The sequence below is a fragment of the Streptococcus sp. FDAARGOS_520 genome (assembly GCF_003812685.1).
Taxonomy (GTDB): Bacteria; Bacillota; Bacilli; order Lactobacillales; family Streptococcaceae; genus Streptococcus; species Streptococcus agalactiae.
The window spans coordinates 226,380-243,354 of sequence record NZ_CP033810.1 but is presented as its reverse complement, the minus strand read 5'-3'; the positions used below and the strand labels follow the sequence as shown (position 1 = coordinate 243,354).

Genomic DNA, 16,975 nt, shown 5'->3' with positions numbered 1-16,975 from the left:
GTAATTATGAAAGAAATGACGGTCTCAGAAATAAGAGAAGTTCAACTTGAAATGTTAGCTTATATTGATAAAGTTGCGCGTGATAATAAAATTGAATATTCTTTAGGCGGAGGCAGCCTACTGGGAGCAATGAGACATAAAGGATTCATTCCATGGGATGACGATATTGATTTGATGCTAGAAAGAAGCCAGTATGAGCGTTTGATGAAAGCATTAGCTGATGCTAATAATAGCGATTTTAAATTGCTACATCATTCTGTTGAAAAAAATCTATGGCCATTTGCCAAGCTGTATCACACAAAGTCAATGTACTTAAGTAAAACAGATAGAATTCATCCTTGGACAGGGATTTTTATTGATATCTTCCCACTTGACCGATTACCAGAGAGTGCAGAAGAACGTCAAAGATTCTTTAAAAAAGTTCACTCTGCTGCTGCAAATTTGATGTGTACGACTTACCCCAATTTTGCTAGCGGTTCCCGAAAGCTTTATGCAAATGCAAGGCTAATTTTGGGGCTACCCCGATTCATCGCTTATCACGGCCAAGCTAAAAAACGTGCTGAAATTGTTGATCAAGTGATGGAAACATATAATAATCAAGAGGTTCCTTACATGGGTTATACCGATTCAAGATATCGCTTGAAAGAATATTTTCCAAGAGAAATTTTTTCTGAGTATGAAGATGTTATGTTTGAAAACATTAAAACCCGAAAAATTAAAAATGAGCATGCTTATCTGAATCAATTATATGGGGGTAGTTATATGGAATTACCTCCAGAAAGTAAGAGAGAAAGTCATAGTTATTACACTTGGTACTGGAAAGAAGGTTAATGATGAATATTGGAGTTATTTTTGCAGGTGGTGTTGGTCGTCGCATGAATACCAAAGGTAAACCAAAGCAATTCCTAGAAGTGCATGGTAAACCCATTATTGTACACACAATTGATATTTTCCAAAATACAGAAGCTATTGATGCTGTAGTAGTTGTCTGTGTATCAGACTGGCTAGATTATATGAATAATCTGGTAGAGCGTTTCAACCTTACGAAAGTAAAAGCAGTTGTTGCAGGTGGAGAAACTGGCCAAATGTCAATTTTTAAGGGGCTTGAAGCCGCTGAACAGCTGGCTACAGATGATGCCGTTGTTTTAATTCATGACGGAGTACGTCCATTGATTAATGAAGAAGTTATTAATGCTAATATACAGTCAGTAAAAGAAACAGGAAGTGCGGTAACTTCAGTTCGTGCTAAAGAGACAGTTGTTCTAGTCAATGATTCTTCTAAAATATCTGAAGTTGTTGATCGTACTCGTTCCTTCATTGCTAAAGCGCCACAAAGTTTTTATCTATCAGATATCCTTTCTGTTGAACGTGATGCCATTAGCAAAGGGATTACTGATGCAATTGATTCTAGTACTTTGATGGGTATGTACAATCGTGAACTCACTATTGTTGAGGGACCATATGAAAATATCAAGATAACAACACCAGATGATTTTTATATGTTTAAAGCTTTGTATGATGCTAGAGAAAATGAACAAATTTATGGGATGTAATGATGATTAAATTTAGTAATAAAATTGTACAAGAAGATTTAGCACTTATTAGTAACCAAAATTATATTAATTGGGAAAGAATTGCTAATAAAGGCGTTTTAATAAGTGGTTCTAATAGTATGTTAGCGAGTTATATGGTATTTTTACTAGCCTATCTCAATGAGACAAGAAATTACCAAACGCAAATTATTGCGACAGCTAGAAACATTGAAAAAGCCCGTGATAAATTTTCAGATTTAGTTGGGAAAGATTATTTCACCTTAATTCCTTATGATGTAGAAGAACGCCTAGAGTATGATGGAAAAGTGGATTACATTATCCATGCAGCAAGCAATGCTAGTCCAACTGCTATTTTGAGTAATCCTGTTAGCATCATAAAAGCTAATACAATTGGTACATTGAATTTATTAGACTTTGCAAAGGAAAAAACAATTGAAAACTTCTTGTTCTTATCAACGCGTGAAGTATATGGAACATCTATTAAAGAAGTGATTGATGAAGAAGCTTATGGTGGATTTGATATTTTAGCTACTAGAGCTTGTTACCCAGAAAGCAAACGTATGGCTGAAACTCTACTGCAAAGTTACTATGATCAATATAAGGTACCCTTTACTATTGCTCGTATTGCACATTCATTTGGTCCTGGTATGGAGCTTGGTAACGATGGTCGTATTATGAATGATCTTTTATCGAATGTCATTGATGGCAAAGATATCGTTTTAAAAAGTAGTGGTACAGCAGAGCGTGCTTTCTGTTATTTAGCAGATGCTGTATCAGGGTTATTTACTATTTTATTAAATGGTGAAGTTGGTCAAGCTTACAATGTAGCAAATGAAGATCAACCCATTATGATTAAGGATTTGGCACAAAAGTTAGTTGATCTCTTTTCTGATAAAAATATTTCAGTAGTATTCGATATTCCTAAAACTATGAGTGCAGGTTATAGCAAAATGGGGAGAACACGTCTCACTATGGCCAAATTAGAAGCGTTGGGATGGAAGCGAGAAGTTTCTCTTGAATCTGGAATATTAAAAACAGTACAAGCATTTGAGGAGTAATATGGTAAAGACAGCAGTTTTAATGGCGACATACAATGGCGAAAAATTTATATCTGAACAACTTGATTCAATTCGCCAACAGACATTAAAACCAGATTATGTATTATTGAGGGATGATTGTTCAACGGATGAAACAGTCAATGTCGTCAATAACTATATCGCAAAACATGAGTTAGAAGGCTGGAAAATTGTTAAAAACGACAAAAACTTAGGCTGGCGTTTAAATTTTCGTCAATTACTTATTGATGTGTTAGCCTATGAGGTTGACTATGTCTTTTTTAGTGATCAAGATGATATTTGGTATCTTGATAAAAACGAACGACAGTTTGCCATTATGTCAGATAAACCTCAAATTGAGGTTTTGAGTGCAGACGTTGATATCAAAACGATGTCTACAGAAGCCAGTGTTCCACATTTTCTAACTTTTTCTTCTAGTGATAGAATCAGTCAGTATCCTAAAGTATATGATTATCAAACATTCCGTCCCGGATGGACCATTGCTATGAAGAGAGATTTTGCGCAAGCTATCGCTGATAATTGGACTTTTGGAGCTAATATTTCGCACGATAATCTTATCGAGACAACTGCCAGTATTATTGGAAATGGTTATAACCTTAACGAAAGCGTAGGAGTTCATATTCGATATGGAGGAAACGCAAGTGGTAATAGCAAATTTGTTTTGAATTGGAAGTCGCCTAAAACACAACATATCACAGGATTAAAAACATTTGTTGATTTTTACGAAACCATGCAGAAGGTTGTCAACAAATATCAAAATGATGTCGCTTTAAATCAACGCTTAGCCTTTGAAAAAGAAAGATTGGAAGCTTCTAAATTGTCATTAATTCATAATAGTGCTTTTGTGATTAAAAATTGGCGACTCTATAACTCTAATAGTGGACGTATGAGAGATTTATTATTTGCGTTTAAAAAGTAAGGAATAATATGGTAAAAACAGCAGTTTTGATGGCAACATATAATGGTCAAGGTTTCATCCACGATCAGCTAGATTCAATTAGAAATCAAACGTTGAGACCAGACTATGTCTTAATGAGGGACGATGGCTCTACTGATGATACTGTAAAGGTGGTTGAAGACTATATAAAAGAGCACCGTTTAGATGGTTGGTCAATAACTAGTAATGATAAAAATTTAGGTTGGCGTTTAAATTTTCGTCAATTACTTATTGATGTGTTAGCCTATGAGGTTGACTATGTCTTTTTTAGTGATCAAGATGACACATGGTATCATCATAAAAATAAGATGCAAGTTGATATTATGGAAGAACGCCAAGATATAAACCTTCTTAGCGCCGATATTGATATCAAAAAGTTATCAGAAGAGGCTACTATTCCCAATAATTTTAAGTTCAATGGTGAGGAAACAATTTCTAAGTATCCATTAGACTTTTCATATCATAACTATCGTCAAGGTTGGACTTTTTGTTTACGCAAGTCGTTTGTTGATCAAGTAATGACTTTTTACAGTGATAATTTAATTTTGTCACATGATAATCTTTTTGCAGGGGTATCTGGTGTCATTGGTTCAGGTTACAATTTAAACAGAAGTGTTGGTGAACATAAGCGACATGCTGAGAATGCAAGTGGGAATATCTTGAATATGAGCTCAAGTTACGAAAGGCATTTACAAGAACTGTATTTTGTTTTGAGTTACTATATCATCCTTGTACCATTTTTAGAAAAAAGTAGCTCTAGTCAATTAAGGGAAGCTAAAGCTTATCTGGATTTTAATCAGCAACGTTATAAAAATGCTCAAAATAAAGATTTTGTAGCAATACTTAAACAAATGATGACTAAAAAACGGTTCTATGATAGCTTTTCAAATCGCATTCGTGACTTGGTGTTTTTATTAAAAGATATAAAAAGGAGTTAATATGAACCTCAAAAAAGTTCGTCTATTTGAAAAGTTTTTTCTAGACAAGAACTTGCATAAAACATATTTTATATTAGGCTTAACGATTACTATTGTATTGAGCCTATTAATGCCATTTTTCAATGAACCTGATGGACAATACCATTTAGCTGTGTCTGGTCGTATTTCAAATAACATTATTGATACTTCTTACTATGGAGAATATAATATTGATTCAGGTATGAGACGACAATCGACCTCCTATAGAGATGGTACTAGATTTGAAAAATACTATTTAAATAAAGCCAATTTTGTTGATGGTAATCATTTGCCTCGTGAGATAAACTATTCTAAACATAACTTTGTTTTTTGGGGTCATCTTGTGCCAGCAGTTGGCTTATTTTTAGGCAAATTTGTGTATCCTTCTATGGGGGTAATGATTACAGTAGCAAGGTTATTTAGTTCCTTTGTCTCAATCACCTTGGTTGCCCTCATTATCCGGTATGTGAAAAAAGGAAAGTTAATCTACTTTGCTATTTTCCTCAGTCCCGTAGTTCTAAATTCATTTGCTAGTCTATCTTATGACTCGACTGGATATATTGTATTTGGAGCATTTTTATCGCTTTTGATAAATCTTTTAGTTGATAAATCGTTGACTAAAAATCTTAGTATTGCTCTTATAGGATTGATTCTTTTAGTCATTGTTGCATGTAAGCAGAATTACTGGCTGTTTTTATTGCTAGTAATACCGGTATTATTGCAGGTTAACAATCCTAAATTAATGGGCTATAATCAGAAGCTATCACATTTATTTCAAGGTCTTAAATCTAAAAAGCTATTTTGGCTATGTCTAACCTTTTTGTCACTTGCTATAGTTTATGTTCTGACCGCAAGACATGGTGGTGTCCTTGCTGTTTTAAGACGTTATGTAATGACATTTGGCTATAATTATGCTGGTATCAATATTTTAAGTAATGACATTACTTCCTGGCTTGCCTCTCCATATCCAAGTCAGAATTTTATTCCCACTTGGGTATCATCAGTATGGTATCTCATGGTCTTTCTAGTATGGTTTTCTGAAGAAAAATTTGTTAAGTCAAAAAATATGGGATTTCTTTTCTTAGCTAGTTTCTTTGTGGGAATTCTTGGTGTCTTTTTTATCATGTTAGAATATCGTGGAGCGCCAACAAGCTACATTGAAGGAGTTCAAGGACGTTACTTTACTGTTACATTGCTTTTGGTACAAGTTTTTGCATCAAGTATTCCAGCGCGTCTAAATGAGGCAGGAAGGAAAGTGGTGCCGTATGCGTTAACTGGCTTGGTAATTGTATCAAATGCCTTATTGTTATTTGATACTGTTATTAGTTTAATTATGAGGAGAAACTAATGAAACTTTTGAAAAATATGTTTTATAATACCTCATACCAGTTATTGACTTTGTTGTTACCTTTAGTAACAGTTCCTTATGTTTCCCGTGTACTATCTCCTCAAGGCATCGGTATTAATGCCTATACGAGCTCCATTGTCATGTACTTTACTTTATTTGGTGCTTTAGGGATATCTTTGTACGGTAATCGTGAGATAGCTTTTGTGCAGTCAAATAAGTATAAGAGAAGTAAGATATTTTGGGAATTAGTTGTATTAAAACTTGCCTCTGTATCTATAGCAACGTTATTATTCTTTGGATTTGTCTTACTTACAAACGAATGGCAATTATTCTATTTAATTCAAGGTATTAATTTATTAGCGACTGCAACTGATATTTCGTGGTATTTTATTGGAGTTGAAGACTTTAAGATAATTGTCATTCGTAATACCATTGTTAAGCTTATTACAGTTGTTTTGACCTTCTTAGTTGTGAAGACGCCAGATGACCTAGCACTTTATATGTTTTTAATTGCATTTGCATCATTACTCGGAAATTTAACAGTCTGGCATCATTTAAAGCATGAAATCATCAAGATACCATTTAGTAGATTAGATATCTTAATACATCTAAGACCAACTTTAATGTTATTTTTACCCCAAATCACCATGCAGATTTATCTCTCTCTTAACAAGAGTATGCTGGGAGCAATGGATAGTGTGGTCAGTGCTGGATATTTTGATCAATCTGATAAAATTATTCGTATTTTATTTACCATTGTTTCAGCAATCGGAGGAGTTTTCTTACCAAGGCTCTCCAGTCTATTTTCTTCAGGAAAAGAAAAGCAAGCTAAGGCTTTACTTTTGAAACTTGTTGATTTAAGCAATGCTATCTCAATGTTAATGATTGCGGGAGTGGTAGGAGTTTCGTCGACATTTGCCGTCTTCTTTTTTGGGAAAGGGTATGAAGCTGTCGGTCCGCTAATGGCTGTTGAGTCTTTGATGATCATTTGCATTTCTTATGGTAACGCTTTAGGGACACAGTATCTACTGGCTTCAAGACGTACAAAAGCTTACACAATGTCTGCAGTTATTGGACTTGTGGCAAATGTTGTGCTTAATATACTTTTAATACCAATTTTAGGTGCTATGGGAGCTATTATCTCTACAGTTATTACTGAATTTATTGTCTCCCTATATCAAGCTATCTCTTTAAGAGATGTATTTACTTTTAAAGAATTAACAAGAGGAATGCTGCGCTATTTAATTGCTGCTACTCTTAGTGGAGCTGTACTCTATTATATCAATACTCAAATGTCAGTATCATTGGTAAATTATGTCATTCAAAGTTTAGTAGCAGTAACTATCTATGTCGGTATCGTTTTTATAACCAAAGCACCAGTCATTCAGTTATTTAGAGATTTTAGAAAAGAGCATAGAACATGAAATATTTAGCGGGTATTGTCACCTTTAACCCCAATATTGAACGCTTAGATCAGAACATTCGAGCAATTTATCCTCAAGTAAGCCACATCTATATCGTAGATAATGGCTCGAAAAATAAGGAAGAAATTTCTCAATTAGTAGCCGATTATAATGAAGAGGGGCACCTAACTGTTGATTATTTAACAGAAAATAAAGGGATTGCATATGCTTTGAACTGTATCGGTCAATTTGCAGTAGCACAAGAATTTGATTGGTTCTTGACTTTAGATCAAGATTCGGTTGTCCTAGGTGATTTGATAGATAATTATGAAAATTACCTTCATTTACCTAAGGTCGGTATGTTATCTTGTTTGTATCAAGATATGAACCGTGAAAATTTAGTGATGCAAGAATTTGACTATAAAGAAATTGAAGAGTGTATTACTTCGGCTGCTTTAATGAAAACGAGCGTTTTCGAAGAAACATCTGGCTTTGCAGAAGAGATGTTTATTGATTTTGTTGACTCTGAAATGAATTATCGTCTGTCAGAGATGGGATATAAGACTTATCAGGTTAATTTTATTGGTCTGTTACACGAAATTGGACACTCTTCACGAGTTAAAAAATTTGGCCATGTTTTTCATGTATTGAATCATTCACCATTTCGAAAATATTACATGATACGCAATGCGATCTATATTATAAAAAAATATGGTAAGAAGAAGCGATACAAATATTTAGTATTTATGCGAAATGAATTTGTTCGAGTGTTGGTAGCAGAAGAGCAAAAGAGCAAAAAAATAGTTGCTATGATTAAAGGCTTAAAAGATGGCTTATTGATGAAAGTGGATAAATATGGAAAATAAGGTAAAAACAGTTGCTGTTTTCTCAGGATATTATCTACCCTTCCTCGGAGGTATTGAACGTTATACAGATAAAATGACAGCAGATTTGGTTAAGCGTGGCTACCGTGTTGTTATTGTAACAACTAATCATGGTGATTTACCGATTATAGATGAAGACAAGGGTAGAAAAATTTACCGTTTACCGACCAAAAATATTGTCAAGCAGCGCTATCCTATTATTAACAAAAATCGAGAATACAACACGCTGATGAAATATGTTTCAGATGAAAATATTGATTTTGTGATTTGTAATACACGTTTTCAGTTAACAACGCTAGAAGGGCTATCTTTTGCAAAGAATCACCATTTACCTAGTATTGTTTTAGACCATGGGTCAAGTCATTTTTCTGTCAATAATCGTTTTTTAGATTTCTTTGGAGCTATCTATGAACATCTTCTCACAGCGCGTGTTAAGCATTATCGTCCAGATTTTTATGCGGTATCCAAGAGAAGCGTTGAATGGTTAAAACATTTTAATATAGAAGCTAAAGGAGTTATTTATAATTCGGTATCTGAAAGTCTAGGCTCTGATTTTGCTGGTACGGCTTACCTTGAAAAATCTGCTGATGATATTTTCATCACTTATGCTGGTAGAATTATTAAAGAAAAAGGCATTGAATTGCTCTTAGAAGCATTTTCGATGTCACAGTACTCTGAAAATGTTTATTTACAGATTGCAGGAGACGGACCTGAATTAGCACATTTGAAAGAGAAATATCAGTCCAAACAGATTAACTTTTTGGGGAAATTAAACTTTGAACAGACTATGTCTTTAATGGCACAGACTGATATCTTTGTTTACCCTTCAATGTATCCAGAGGGATTACCAACCTCTATTTTAGAAGCTGGTCTACTTTCAAGTGCTATTATTGCAACAGATCGCGGTGGAACAGTTGAAGTTATTGATAGCCCTGAGTTAGGAATCATCATGGAAGAAAATACTCAGTCACTCCATGAATCTCTTGATTTATTAGTAAAAGATAAGGCATTAAGAGAGAAACTACAACAGAATATTGCTAAAAGAATTAAAGAACATTTCACATGGGAAAAAACAGTTGAAAAGTTGGATTATATTATTCAAAAAAATTAACATTAAAAAGCTAGAGCATTACACAATGCTCTAGCTTTTTAATGTTAATTTTTAAGAGTTATAGGAGCTACGATTAGTTATTTCATTAGTTTTTGCAAAAAGTTTGCAATATTTTTCTTCCTGTATTGATGAAATAATTTTTTGGATTTGATTGATTTGGTCTGAAGTATTAATCAGATCAATATATGTAATTAAACTCTCTGAAGAAATCTCATGTTTGATAAAGGGAGAAAGCTTTTTATTGGTAATAATAGACTTCCTGCGAAACAAAATATGGTACAATAGTTCTATGAATTATGAAGCAAGCAAACAATTAACTGATGTACGATTTAAGCGCCTTGTTGGTGTTCAGCGCACTACTTTTGAAGAGATGTTAGCTGTGTTAAAAACAGCTTACCAACGTAAACACGCAAAAGGTGGCCGAACCCCTAAGTTAAGCTTAGAAGATCTCCTCATGGCTACTCTTCAATACATGCGAGAATACCGCACTTATGAACAAATTGCGGCTGATTTTGGCATTCACGAAAGCAACTTAATCCGTCGAAGTCAATGGGTTGAATCAACTCTTATTCAAAGTGGTTTTACGATTTCAAAAACTCATCTTAGTGCTGAGGATACGGTGATTGTGGATGCAACAGAGGTAAAAATCAATCGTCCTAAAAAATCAACTAGCGAATTATTCTGGTAAAAAGAAATGTCATGCTATGAAGGCTCAGGCGATTGTCACAAGCCAAGGGAGAATTGTTTCTTTGGATATTGCAGTGAACTATTGCCACGATATGAAGTTGTTCAAAATGAGTCGCAGAAACATCGGACAAGCTGCTAAAATCTTGGCAGACAGTGGTTATCAAGGGATCATGAAGATGTATTCACAAGCGCAAACTCCGAGGAAATCAAGCAAACTTAAGCCACTAACTCTTGAAGATAAAACCTATAACCATACGCTATCCAAAGAGAGAATCAAGGTTGAGAATATTTTTGCCAAAGTAAAAACGTTTAAAATATTTTCAACAACCTATCGAAATCGACGCAAACGGTTTGGATTACGAATGAATTTGATTGCTGGAATGATCAACCGTGAACTAGGATTTTAGTTTCGCAGGAAGTCTAATAATGTCTGGATTAAGATTAGTAATATTGGAAAGATCATCAGTTAATAAATAGTAAGGGTGGAAATGAATCTTTTTAGAAGAAAATCTCTGTAATAAGCATTCTGTTAAAATTTGGTTATTAATAAAGTCTGTAGTTAGTACGGCTATCTGTATCGGAGGAATATGATTTTTGATGATTCTTTCTAGATGAGTACAAAGGAGAAGAAAATGTTGTTCTTTAAACGTGTATTCTCCAATTTTACTTAACCAATTTGTAATTATCGGTCGGAGAATAGTAGTTAATTTATCATGTCTATGATAGTTCCATGAAGGAAATGAAATTGTTTCAGGGATTAATTGATTTAATCCTAAAATAAATGTTCGGAAAAAAAAGATAGCAACTTTTACCAACTCATCATGATAGGAGCCAGATAAGGGAAGAGCATCTTTGAGTGGCTGTAATAATTTTTGGAATTTGGGATAATTTTCGAAAATAGCTATTACATTATCGATACGCTTCTCAGTCCAATTTGGATTAGAAAAAGAGTTATGGGAAGTAAGGTAAGCAAGAAAAATATAGTCTATATCGTCTTTTTTTAAATTAATTTTAAAGGAATCTATAATAACATTTTTGACACAATATTGTAATGTATCATAGATAAATATATTTTGTAGTTCAGTGAAAAGGGATGAGTAAGGGACAACTACATTATAATTAATACGTTTCCATGATAGAGACAACAATGTATCAAAGAAAATAAATGTATTTGGGAAGTAATGAGAAGCAGTAAAAGTAGTTGAGTGTTCTAATAACAATCGTTTGATGAGCAATTTATCCATCTTAGACATGGGATAAACTTCTATACCAAATTGAGCATTTAAAAATGCGATTAAATAGCGAATTCGATACTCGTCACCGGTAATAGTATTTTTGACAATCTGAAATCCAAGTTTTTCTAGTAATGGACTAATATGTTTTCGTATGCGATAAGCAGTTGCACAAGATAGTCCAAATTTTTCACTAAAGTAAGTTAAAGGTAACCTGCCTGAATCATTCGTGATCAAAAATTTTAAAAGTTGTAAAACGTGTGATTGATGATAAATATATTTGAAAGCTTGTTCTCTAGTTACACCATTAGATTGGTAGACTATTGTACTCTTTTCGATATTCAGAGAGAGTTGACTGTTAAATAAAGTTGTTAAATCATGACAATATTTCCTAATAAGTAGTTCAGATAAACCAAGTTGATGACATGATTTGTCTAGAGTAATGGAAGGGTAGTAATCATAGCATAAAGTTAGAAGTTTTATTTGATTAAGGATGTCTTTTTCTAAATAATTTTCAATCAATTCAGTAAACTCTCTCAAACATTATTTTTAAGCAATATTTTAAAACATAAAAAAAGAAAAATCAACTACTTAAGCTCATTGAAATATTTCTAAGATAATAAAAAATAAGATTATCAAATAAAAGGAAAAATTATTCAAAAATTGGGAAAAAACATTAAAATTCCATACCTTATAATAAGAAATTATTGATATCATAATAAGTGATAGTTTGTATATTCTAGGATATTCTGTATCTGATCTTAGATTTAGAAACGACATTTCGGCACAATAGGAGTTGTAAAATGAGAAAATACCAAAAATTTTCTAAAATATTGACGTTAAGTCTTTTTTGTTTGTCGCAAATACCGCTTAATACCAATGTTTTAGGGGAAAGTACCGTACCGGAAAATGGTGCTAAAGGAAAGTTAGTTGTTAAAAAGACAGATGACCAGAACAAACCACTTTCAAAAGCTACCTTTGTTTTAAAAACTACTGCTCATCCAGAAAGTAAAATAGAAAAAGTAACTGCTGAGCTAACAGGTGAAGCTACTTTTGATAATCTCATACCTGGAGATTATACTTTATCAGAAGAAACAGCGCCCGAAGGTTATAAAAAGACTAACCAGACTTGGCAAGTTAAGGTTGAGAGTAATGGAAAAACTACGATACAAAATAGTGGTGATAAAAATTCCACAATTGGACAAAATCAGGAAGAACTAGATAAGCAGTATCCCCCCACAGGAATTTATGAAGATACAAAGGAATCTTATAAACTTGAGCATGTTAAAGGTTCAGTTCCAAATGGAAAGTCAGAGGCAAAAGCAGTTAACCCATATTCAAGTGAAGGTGAGCATATAAGAGAAATTCCAGAGGGAACATTATCTAAACGTATTTCAGAAGTAGGTGATTTAGCTCATAATAAATATAAAATTGAGTTAACTGTCAGTGGAAAAACCATAGTAAAACCAGTGGACAAACAAAAGCCGTTAGATGTTGTCTTCGTACTCGATAATTCTAACTCAATGAATAACGATGGCCCAAATTTTCAAAGGCATAATAAAGCCAAGAAAGCTGCCGAAGCTCTTGGGACCGCAGTAAAAGATATTTTAGGAGCAAACAGTGATAATAGGGTTGCATTAGTTACCTATGGTTCAGATATTTTTGATGGTAGGAGTGTAGATGTCGTAAAAGGATTTAAAGAAGATGATAAATATTATGGCCTTCAAACTAAGTTCACAATTCAGACAGAGAATTATAGTCATAAACAATTAACAAATAATGCTGAAGAGATTATAAAAAGGATTCCGACAGAAGCTCCTAAAGCTAAGTGGGGATCTACTACCAATGGATTAACTCCAGAGCAACAAAAGGAGTACTATCTTAGTAAAGTAGGAGAAACATTTACTATGAAAGCCTTCATGGAGGCAGATGATATTTTGAGTCAAGTAAATCGAAATAGTCAAAAAATTATTGTTCATGTAACTGATGGTGTTCCTACGAGATCATATGCTATTAATAATTTTAAACTGGGTGCATCATATGAAAGCCAATTTGAACAAATGAAAAAAAATGGATATCTAAATAAAAGTAATTTTCTACTTACTGATAAGCCCGAGGATATAAAAGGAAATGGGGAGAGTTACTTTTTGTTTCCCTTAGATAGTTATCAAACACAGATAATCTCTGGAAACTTACAAAAACTTCATTATTTAGATTTAAATCTTAATTACCCTAAAGGTACAATTTATCGAAATGGACCAGTGAAAGAACATGGAACACCAACCAAACTTTATATAAATAGTTTAAAACAGAAAAATTATGACATTTTTAATTTTGGTATCGATATATCTGGTTTTAGACAAGTTTATAATGAGGAGTATAAGAAAAATCAAGATGGTACTTTTCAAAAATTGAAAGAGGAAGCTTTTAAACTTTCAGATGGAGAAATCACAGAACTAATGAGGTCGTTCTCTTCCAAACCTGAGTACTACACCCCTATCGTAACTTCAGCCGATACATCTAACAATGAAATTTTATCTAAAATTCAGCAACAATTTGAAACGATTTTAACAAAAGAAAACTCAATTGTTAATGGAACTATCGAAGATCCTATGGGTGATAAAATCAATTTACAGCTTGGTAATGGACAAACATTACAGCCAAGTGATTATACTTTACAGGGAAATGATGGAAGTGTAATGAAGGATGGTATTGCAACTGGTGGGCCTAATAATGATGGTGGAATACTTAAGGGGGTTAAATTAGAATACATCGGAAATAAACTCTATGTTAGAGGTTTGAATTTAGGAGAAGGTCAAAAAGTAACACTCACATATGATGTGAAACTAGATGACAGTTTTATAAGTAACAAATTCTATGACACTAATGGTAGAACAACATTGAATCCTAAGTCAGAGGATCCTAATACACTTAGAGATTTTCCAATCCCTAAAATTCGTGATGTGAGAGAATATCCTACAATAACGATTAAAAACGAGAAGAAGTTAGGTGAAATTGAATTTATAAAAGTTGATAAAGATAATAATAAGTTGCTTCTCAAAGGAGCTACGTTTGAACTTCAAGAATTTAATGAAGATTATAAACTTTATTTACCAATAAAAAATAATAATTCAAAAGTAGTGACGGGAGAAAACGGCAAAATTTCTTACAAAGATTTGAAAGATGGCAAATATCAGTTAATAGAAGCAGTTTCGCCGGAGGATTATCAAAAAATTACTAATAAACCAATTTTAACTTTTGAAGTGGTTAAAGGATCGATAAAAAATATAATAGCTGTTAATAAACAGATTTCTGAATATCATGAGGAAGGTGACAAGCATTTAATTACCAACACGCATATTCCACCAAAAGGAATTATTCCTATGACAGGTGGGAAAGGAATTCTATCTTTCATTTTAATAGGTGGAGCTATGATGTCTATTGCAGGTGGAATTTATATTTGGAAAAGGTATAAGAAATCTAGTGATATGTCCATCAAAAAAGATTAAAAATTATGCGCTTTAGTATTCTTAATTAATTAACTAAAATTCCATGACTTGAAGGGAGTGGTGCTGCGGTGTATTAAAATCCGCATATTATTAATCATGTTGATTAACTAAAATAAGAAGGAGATAGAAATGAAAAGAATCAACAAATATTTTGCAATGTTCTCGGCATTGTTACTGACTTTAACGTCATTGCTCTCAGTTGCACCAGCGTTTGCGGATGAAGCAACAACTAATACAGTGACTTTGCACAAGATTTTGCAAACCGAATCAAATCTTAACAAAAGTAACTTCCCAGGAACTACAGGTCTTAACGGAAAAGACTACAAAGGTGGAGCTATTTCTGACCTTGCTGGTTACTTTGGCGAGGGATCTAAAGAAATCGAAGGTGCGTTCTTTGCTTTAGCTTTGAAAGAAGATAAAAGTGGTAAAGTGCAATATGTTAAGGCAAAAGAAGGTAACAAATTAACACCAGCCTTAATTAATAAAGATGGTACTCCTGAAATAACAGTAAATATTGATGAGGCCGTGTCTGGATTGACACCAGAGGGAGATACTGGACTTGTTTTCAACACCAAAGGATTGAAAGGCGAGTTTAAAATTGTTGAAGTTAAATCAAAATCTACTTACAACAATAATGGTTCCCTCCTGGCTGCTTCAAAAGCGGTTCCAGTTAACATCACTCTTCCATTGGTAAATGAAGATGGTGTTGTTGCTGATGCCCATGTTTATCCAAAGAACACTGAAGAAAAACCAGAAATTGATAAAAACTTTGCTAAAACAAACGATTTGACAGCATTGACAGATGTTAATAGACTTTTGACAGCTGGCGCAAATTATGGTAATTATGCACGTGACAAAGCAACTGCTACTGCTGAAATCGGTAAAGTTGTTCCTTATGAAGTTAAAACAAAAATTCACAAAGGTTCTAAATACGAAAACTTGGTTTGGACAGATATAATGTCAAATGGTTTGACAATGGGTTCAACTGTTAGCCTTAAAGCTTCAGGAACTACAGAAACTTTTGCTAAGGATACAGACTATGAACTTAGCATTGATGCCCGTGGTTTCACATTAAAATTCACAGCTGATGGATTGGGCAAATTGGAAAAAGCAGCTAAAACAGCTGATATTGAATTTACATTGACTTATAGTGCTACTGTTAATGGTCAAGCAATTATTGATAATCCAGAATCCAATGATATCAAATTGTCGTATGGTAACAAACCAGGTAAAGACTTGACTGAACTTCCTGTTACACCTTCAAAGGGTGAAGTAACAGTTGCTAAAACTTGGTCTGACGGAATTGCACCTGATGGTGTAAACGTTGTTTACACATTGAAAGATAAAGATAAAACTGTTGCTTCAGTATCATTGACAAAAACATCTAAAGGTACAATCGACCTTGGAAATGGTATCAAATTTGAAGTATCTGGTAACTTCTCGGGTAAATTCACTGGTCTAGAAAACAAATCATACATGATCTCAGAACGTGTTTCTGGTTACGGAAGTGCAATAAATCTAGAAAATGGTAAAGTAACCATTACCAATACCAAAGATTCTGATAACCCAACACCATTGAACCCAACTGAACCAAAAGTTGAAACTCATGGTAAGAAATTTGTCAAAACTAATGAACAAGGTGACCGTTTGGCTGGTGCACAATTCGTTGTGAAAAACTCAGCAGGTAAATACCTTGCTCTTAAAGCAGATCAATCAGAAGGTCAAAAAACTTTAGCTGCTAAGAAAATAGCTTTAGATGAAGCTATCGCTGCTTATAACAAGTTGTCTGCAACAGACCAAAAAGGTGAAAAAGGAATTACTGCAAAAGAACTTATCAAAACTAAACAAGCAGATTACGATGCAGCCTTCATTGAGGCTCGTACAGCTTATGAGTGGATAACAGATAAGGCTAGAGCCATTACCTACACTTCAAACGATCAAGGTCAATTTGAAGTTACAGGTCTTGCAGACGGTACTTACAACCTTGAAGAAACACTTGCTCCAGCAGGATTTGCTAAGTTGGCAGGTAATATTAAGTTTGTAGTTAATCAAGGGTCATACATAACAGGTGGTAACATTGACTACGTTGCTAACAGCAACCAAAAAGATGCGACACGTGTAGAAAATAAAAAGGTAACAATCCCACAAACAGGTGGTATTGGTACAATTCTTTTCACAATTATTGGTTTAAGCATTATGCTTGGAGCAGTAGTTATCATGAAAAGACGCCAATCAAAGGAAGCTTAAGGCTAGTCTTTGATGATGTATAAGCGCAGTTA

The 16,975-nt window shown here is 33.6% G+C and carries 13 protein-coding genes; 12 read left to right on the top strand and 1 reads right to left on the bottom strand.

What is annotated here, in order from left to right; translation table 11 throughout:
* Nucleotides 1-6: 6 nt before the first annotated feature.
* The 10 genes from EGX96_RS01205 (at nt 7) to EGX96_RS01150 (ending at nt 10,362) form a co-directional block, all read left to right on the top strand.
* Nucleotides 7-831, top strand: a complete 825-nt coding sequence (locus tag EGX96_RS01205) for a LicD family protein (protein WP_000661823.1) — start codon at nt 7-9, stop codon at nt 829-831.
* Nucleotides 831-1,553: an IspD/TarI family cytidylyltransferase gene (locus tag EGX96_RS01200; RefSeq protein ID WP_000981011.1), complete on the top strand. Its 723-nt coding sequence runs from the start codon at nt 831-833 to the stop codon at nt 1,551-1,553. Before EGX96_RS01205 ends, EGX96_RS01200 begins: the two co-directional genes overlap by 1 nt.
* On the top strand, nt 1,553-2,611 hold the full coding sequence (locus EGX96_RS01195) for an NAD-dependent epimerase/dehydratase family protein (protein WP_000972791.1): 1,059 nt from the start codon (nt 1,553-1,555) through the stop codon (nt 2,609-2,611). Before EGX96_RS01200 ends, EGX96_RS01195 begins: the two co-directional genes overlap by 1 nt.
* Nucleotide 2,612: 1 nt before the next feature.
* Complete coding sequence (locus tag EGX96_RS01190; protein ID WP_000241096.1) at nt 2,613-3,548, top strand: glycosyltransferase family 2 protein; 936 nt, start codon at nt 2,613-2,615, stop codon at nt 3,546-3,548.
* 8 nt (nt 3,549-3,556) lie between these two features.
* On the top strand, nt 3,557-4,504 hold the full coding sequence (locus tag EGX96_RS01185) for a glycosyltransferase (RefSeq protein WP_000241104.1): 948 nt from the start codon (nt 3,557-3,559) through the stop codon (nt 4,502-4,504).
* Between the two features lies 1 nt (nt 4,505).
* Nucleotides 4,506-5,870, top strand: coding sequence for a DUF2142 domain-containing protein (locus tag EGX96_RS01180; protein ID WP_001049706.1), 1,365 nt, complete (start codon nt 4,506-4,508; stop codon nt 5,868-5,870).
* Entirely contained in the window at nt 5,870-7,294 is a 1,425-nt protein-coding gene (locus tag EGX96_RS01175) for an oligosaccharide flippase family protein (protein ID WP_000771251.1), read from the top strand. The genes EGX96_RS01180 and EGX96_RS01175 overlap by 1 nt, the downstream gene beginning before the upstream one ends.
* The gene (locus EGX96_RS01170) at nt 7,291-8,139 is read left to right on the top strand and encodes a glycosyltransferase (RefSeq protein ID WP_000875981.1); all 849 of its coding nucleotides are present in this window, start codon (nt 7,291-7,293) and stop codon (nt 8,137-8,139) included. The genes EGX96_RS01175 and EGX96_RS01170 overlap by 4 nt, the downstream gene beginning before the upstream one ends.
* Entirely contained in the window at nt 8,129-9,268 is a 1,140-nt protein-coding gene (locus tag EGX96_RS01165; RefSeq protein ID WP_000428969.1) for a glycosyltransferase family 4 protein, read from the top strand. Before EGX96_RS01170 ends, EGX96_RS01165 begins: the two co-directional genes overlap by 11 nt.
* 289 nt (nt 9,269-9,557) lie before the next feature.
* A protein-coding gene (locus EGX96_RS01150; RefSeq protein WP_088181596.1) for an IS5-like element IS1381A family transposase occupies nt 9,558-10,362 on the top strand; the annotation gives its coding sequence in 2 pieces (ribosomal slippage) (nt 9,558-9,932 and nt 9,934-10,362; 804 coding nt in all).
* Here the strand turns inward: EGX96_RS01150 and EGX96_RS01145 are convergent.
* On the bottom strand, nt 10,351-11,709 hold the full coding sequence (locus EGX96_RS01145) for a helix-turn-helix domain-containing protein (protein ID WP_253257584.1): 1,359 nt from the start codon (nt 11,707-11,709) through the stop codon (nt 10,351-10,353). The genes EGX96_RS01150 and EGX96_RS01145 overlap by 12 nt on opposite strands.
* A 281-nt stretch (nt 11,710-11,990) precedes the next feature.
* On the opposite strand from EGX96_RS01145, the gene pilA reads away from it, so the two are divergent.
* Together pilA and EGX96_RS01135 are read left to right on the top strand one after the other, a co-directional pair.
* Entirely contained in the window at nt 11,991-14,696 is a 2,706-nt protein-coding gene (pilA, locus tag EGX96_RS01140) for a PI-2a pilus adhesin PilA (protein WP_001233997.1), read from the top strand.
* A 129-nt stretch (nt 14,697-14,825) separates the two neighbouring features.
* Nucleotides 14,826-16,943 (top strand): pilin N-terminal domain-containing protein, encoded by a 2,118-nt coding sequence (locus EGX96_RS01135; RefSeq protein ID WP_000822370.1) that lies wholly within the window; start codon nt 14,826-14,828, stop codon nt 16,941-16,943.
* Nucleotides 16,944-16,975: the final 32 nt, after the last annotated feature.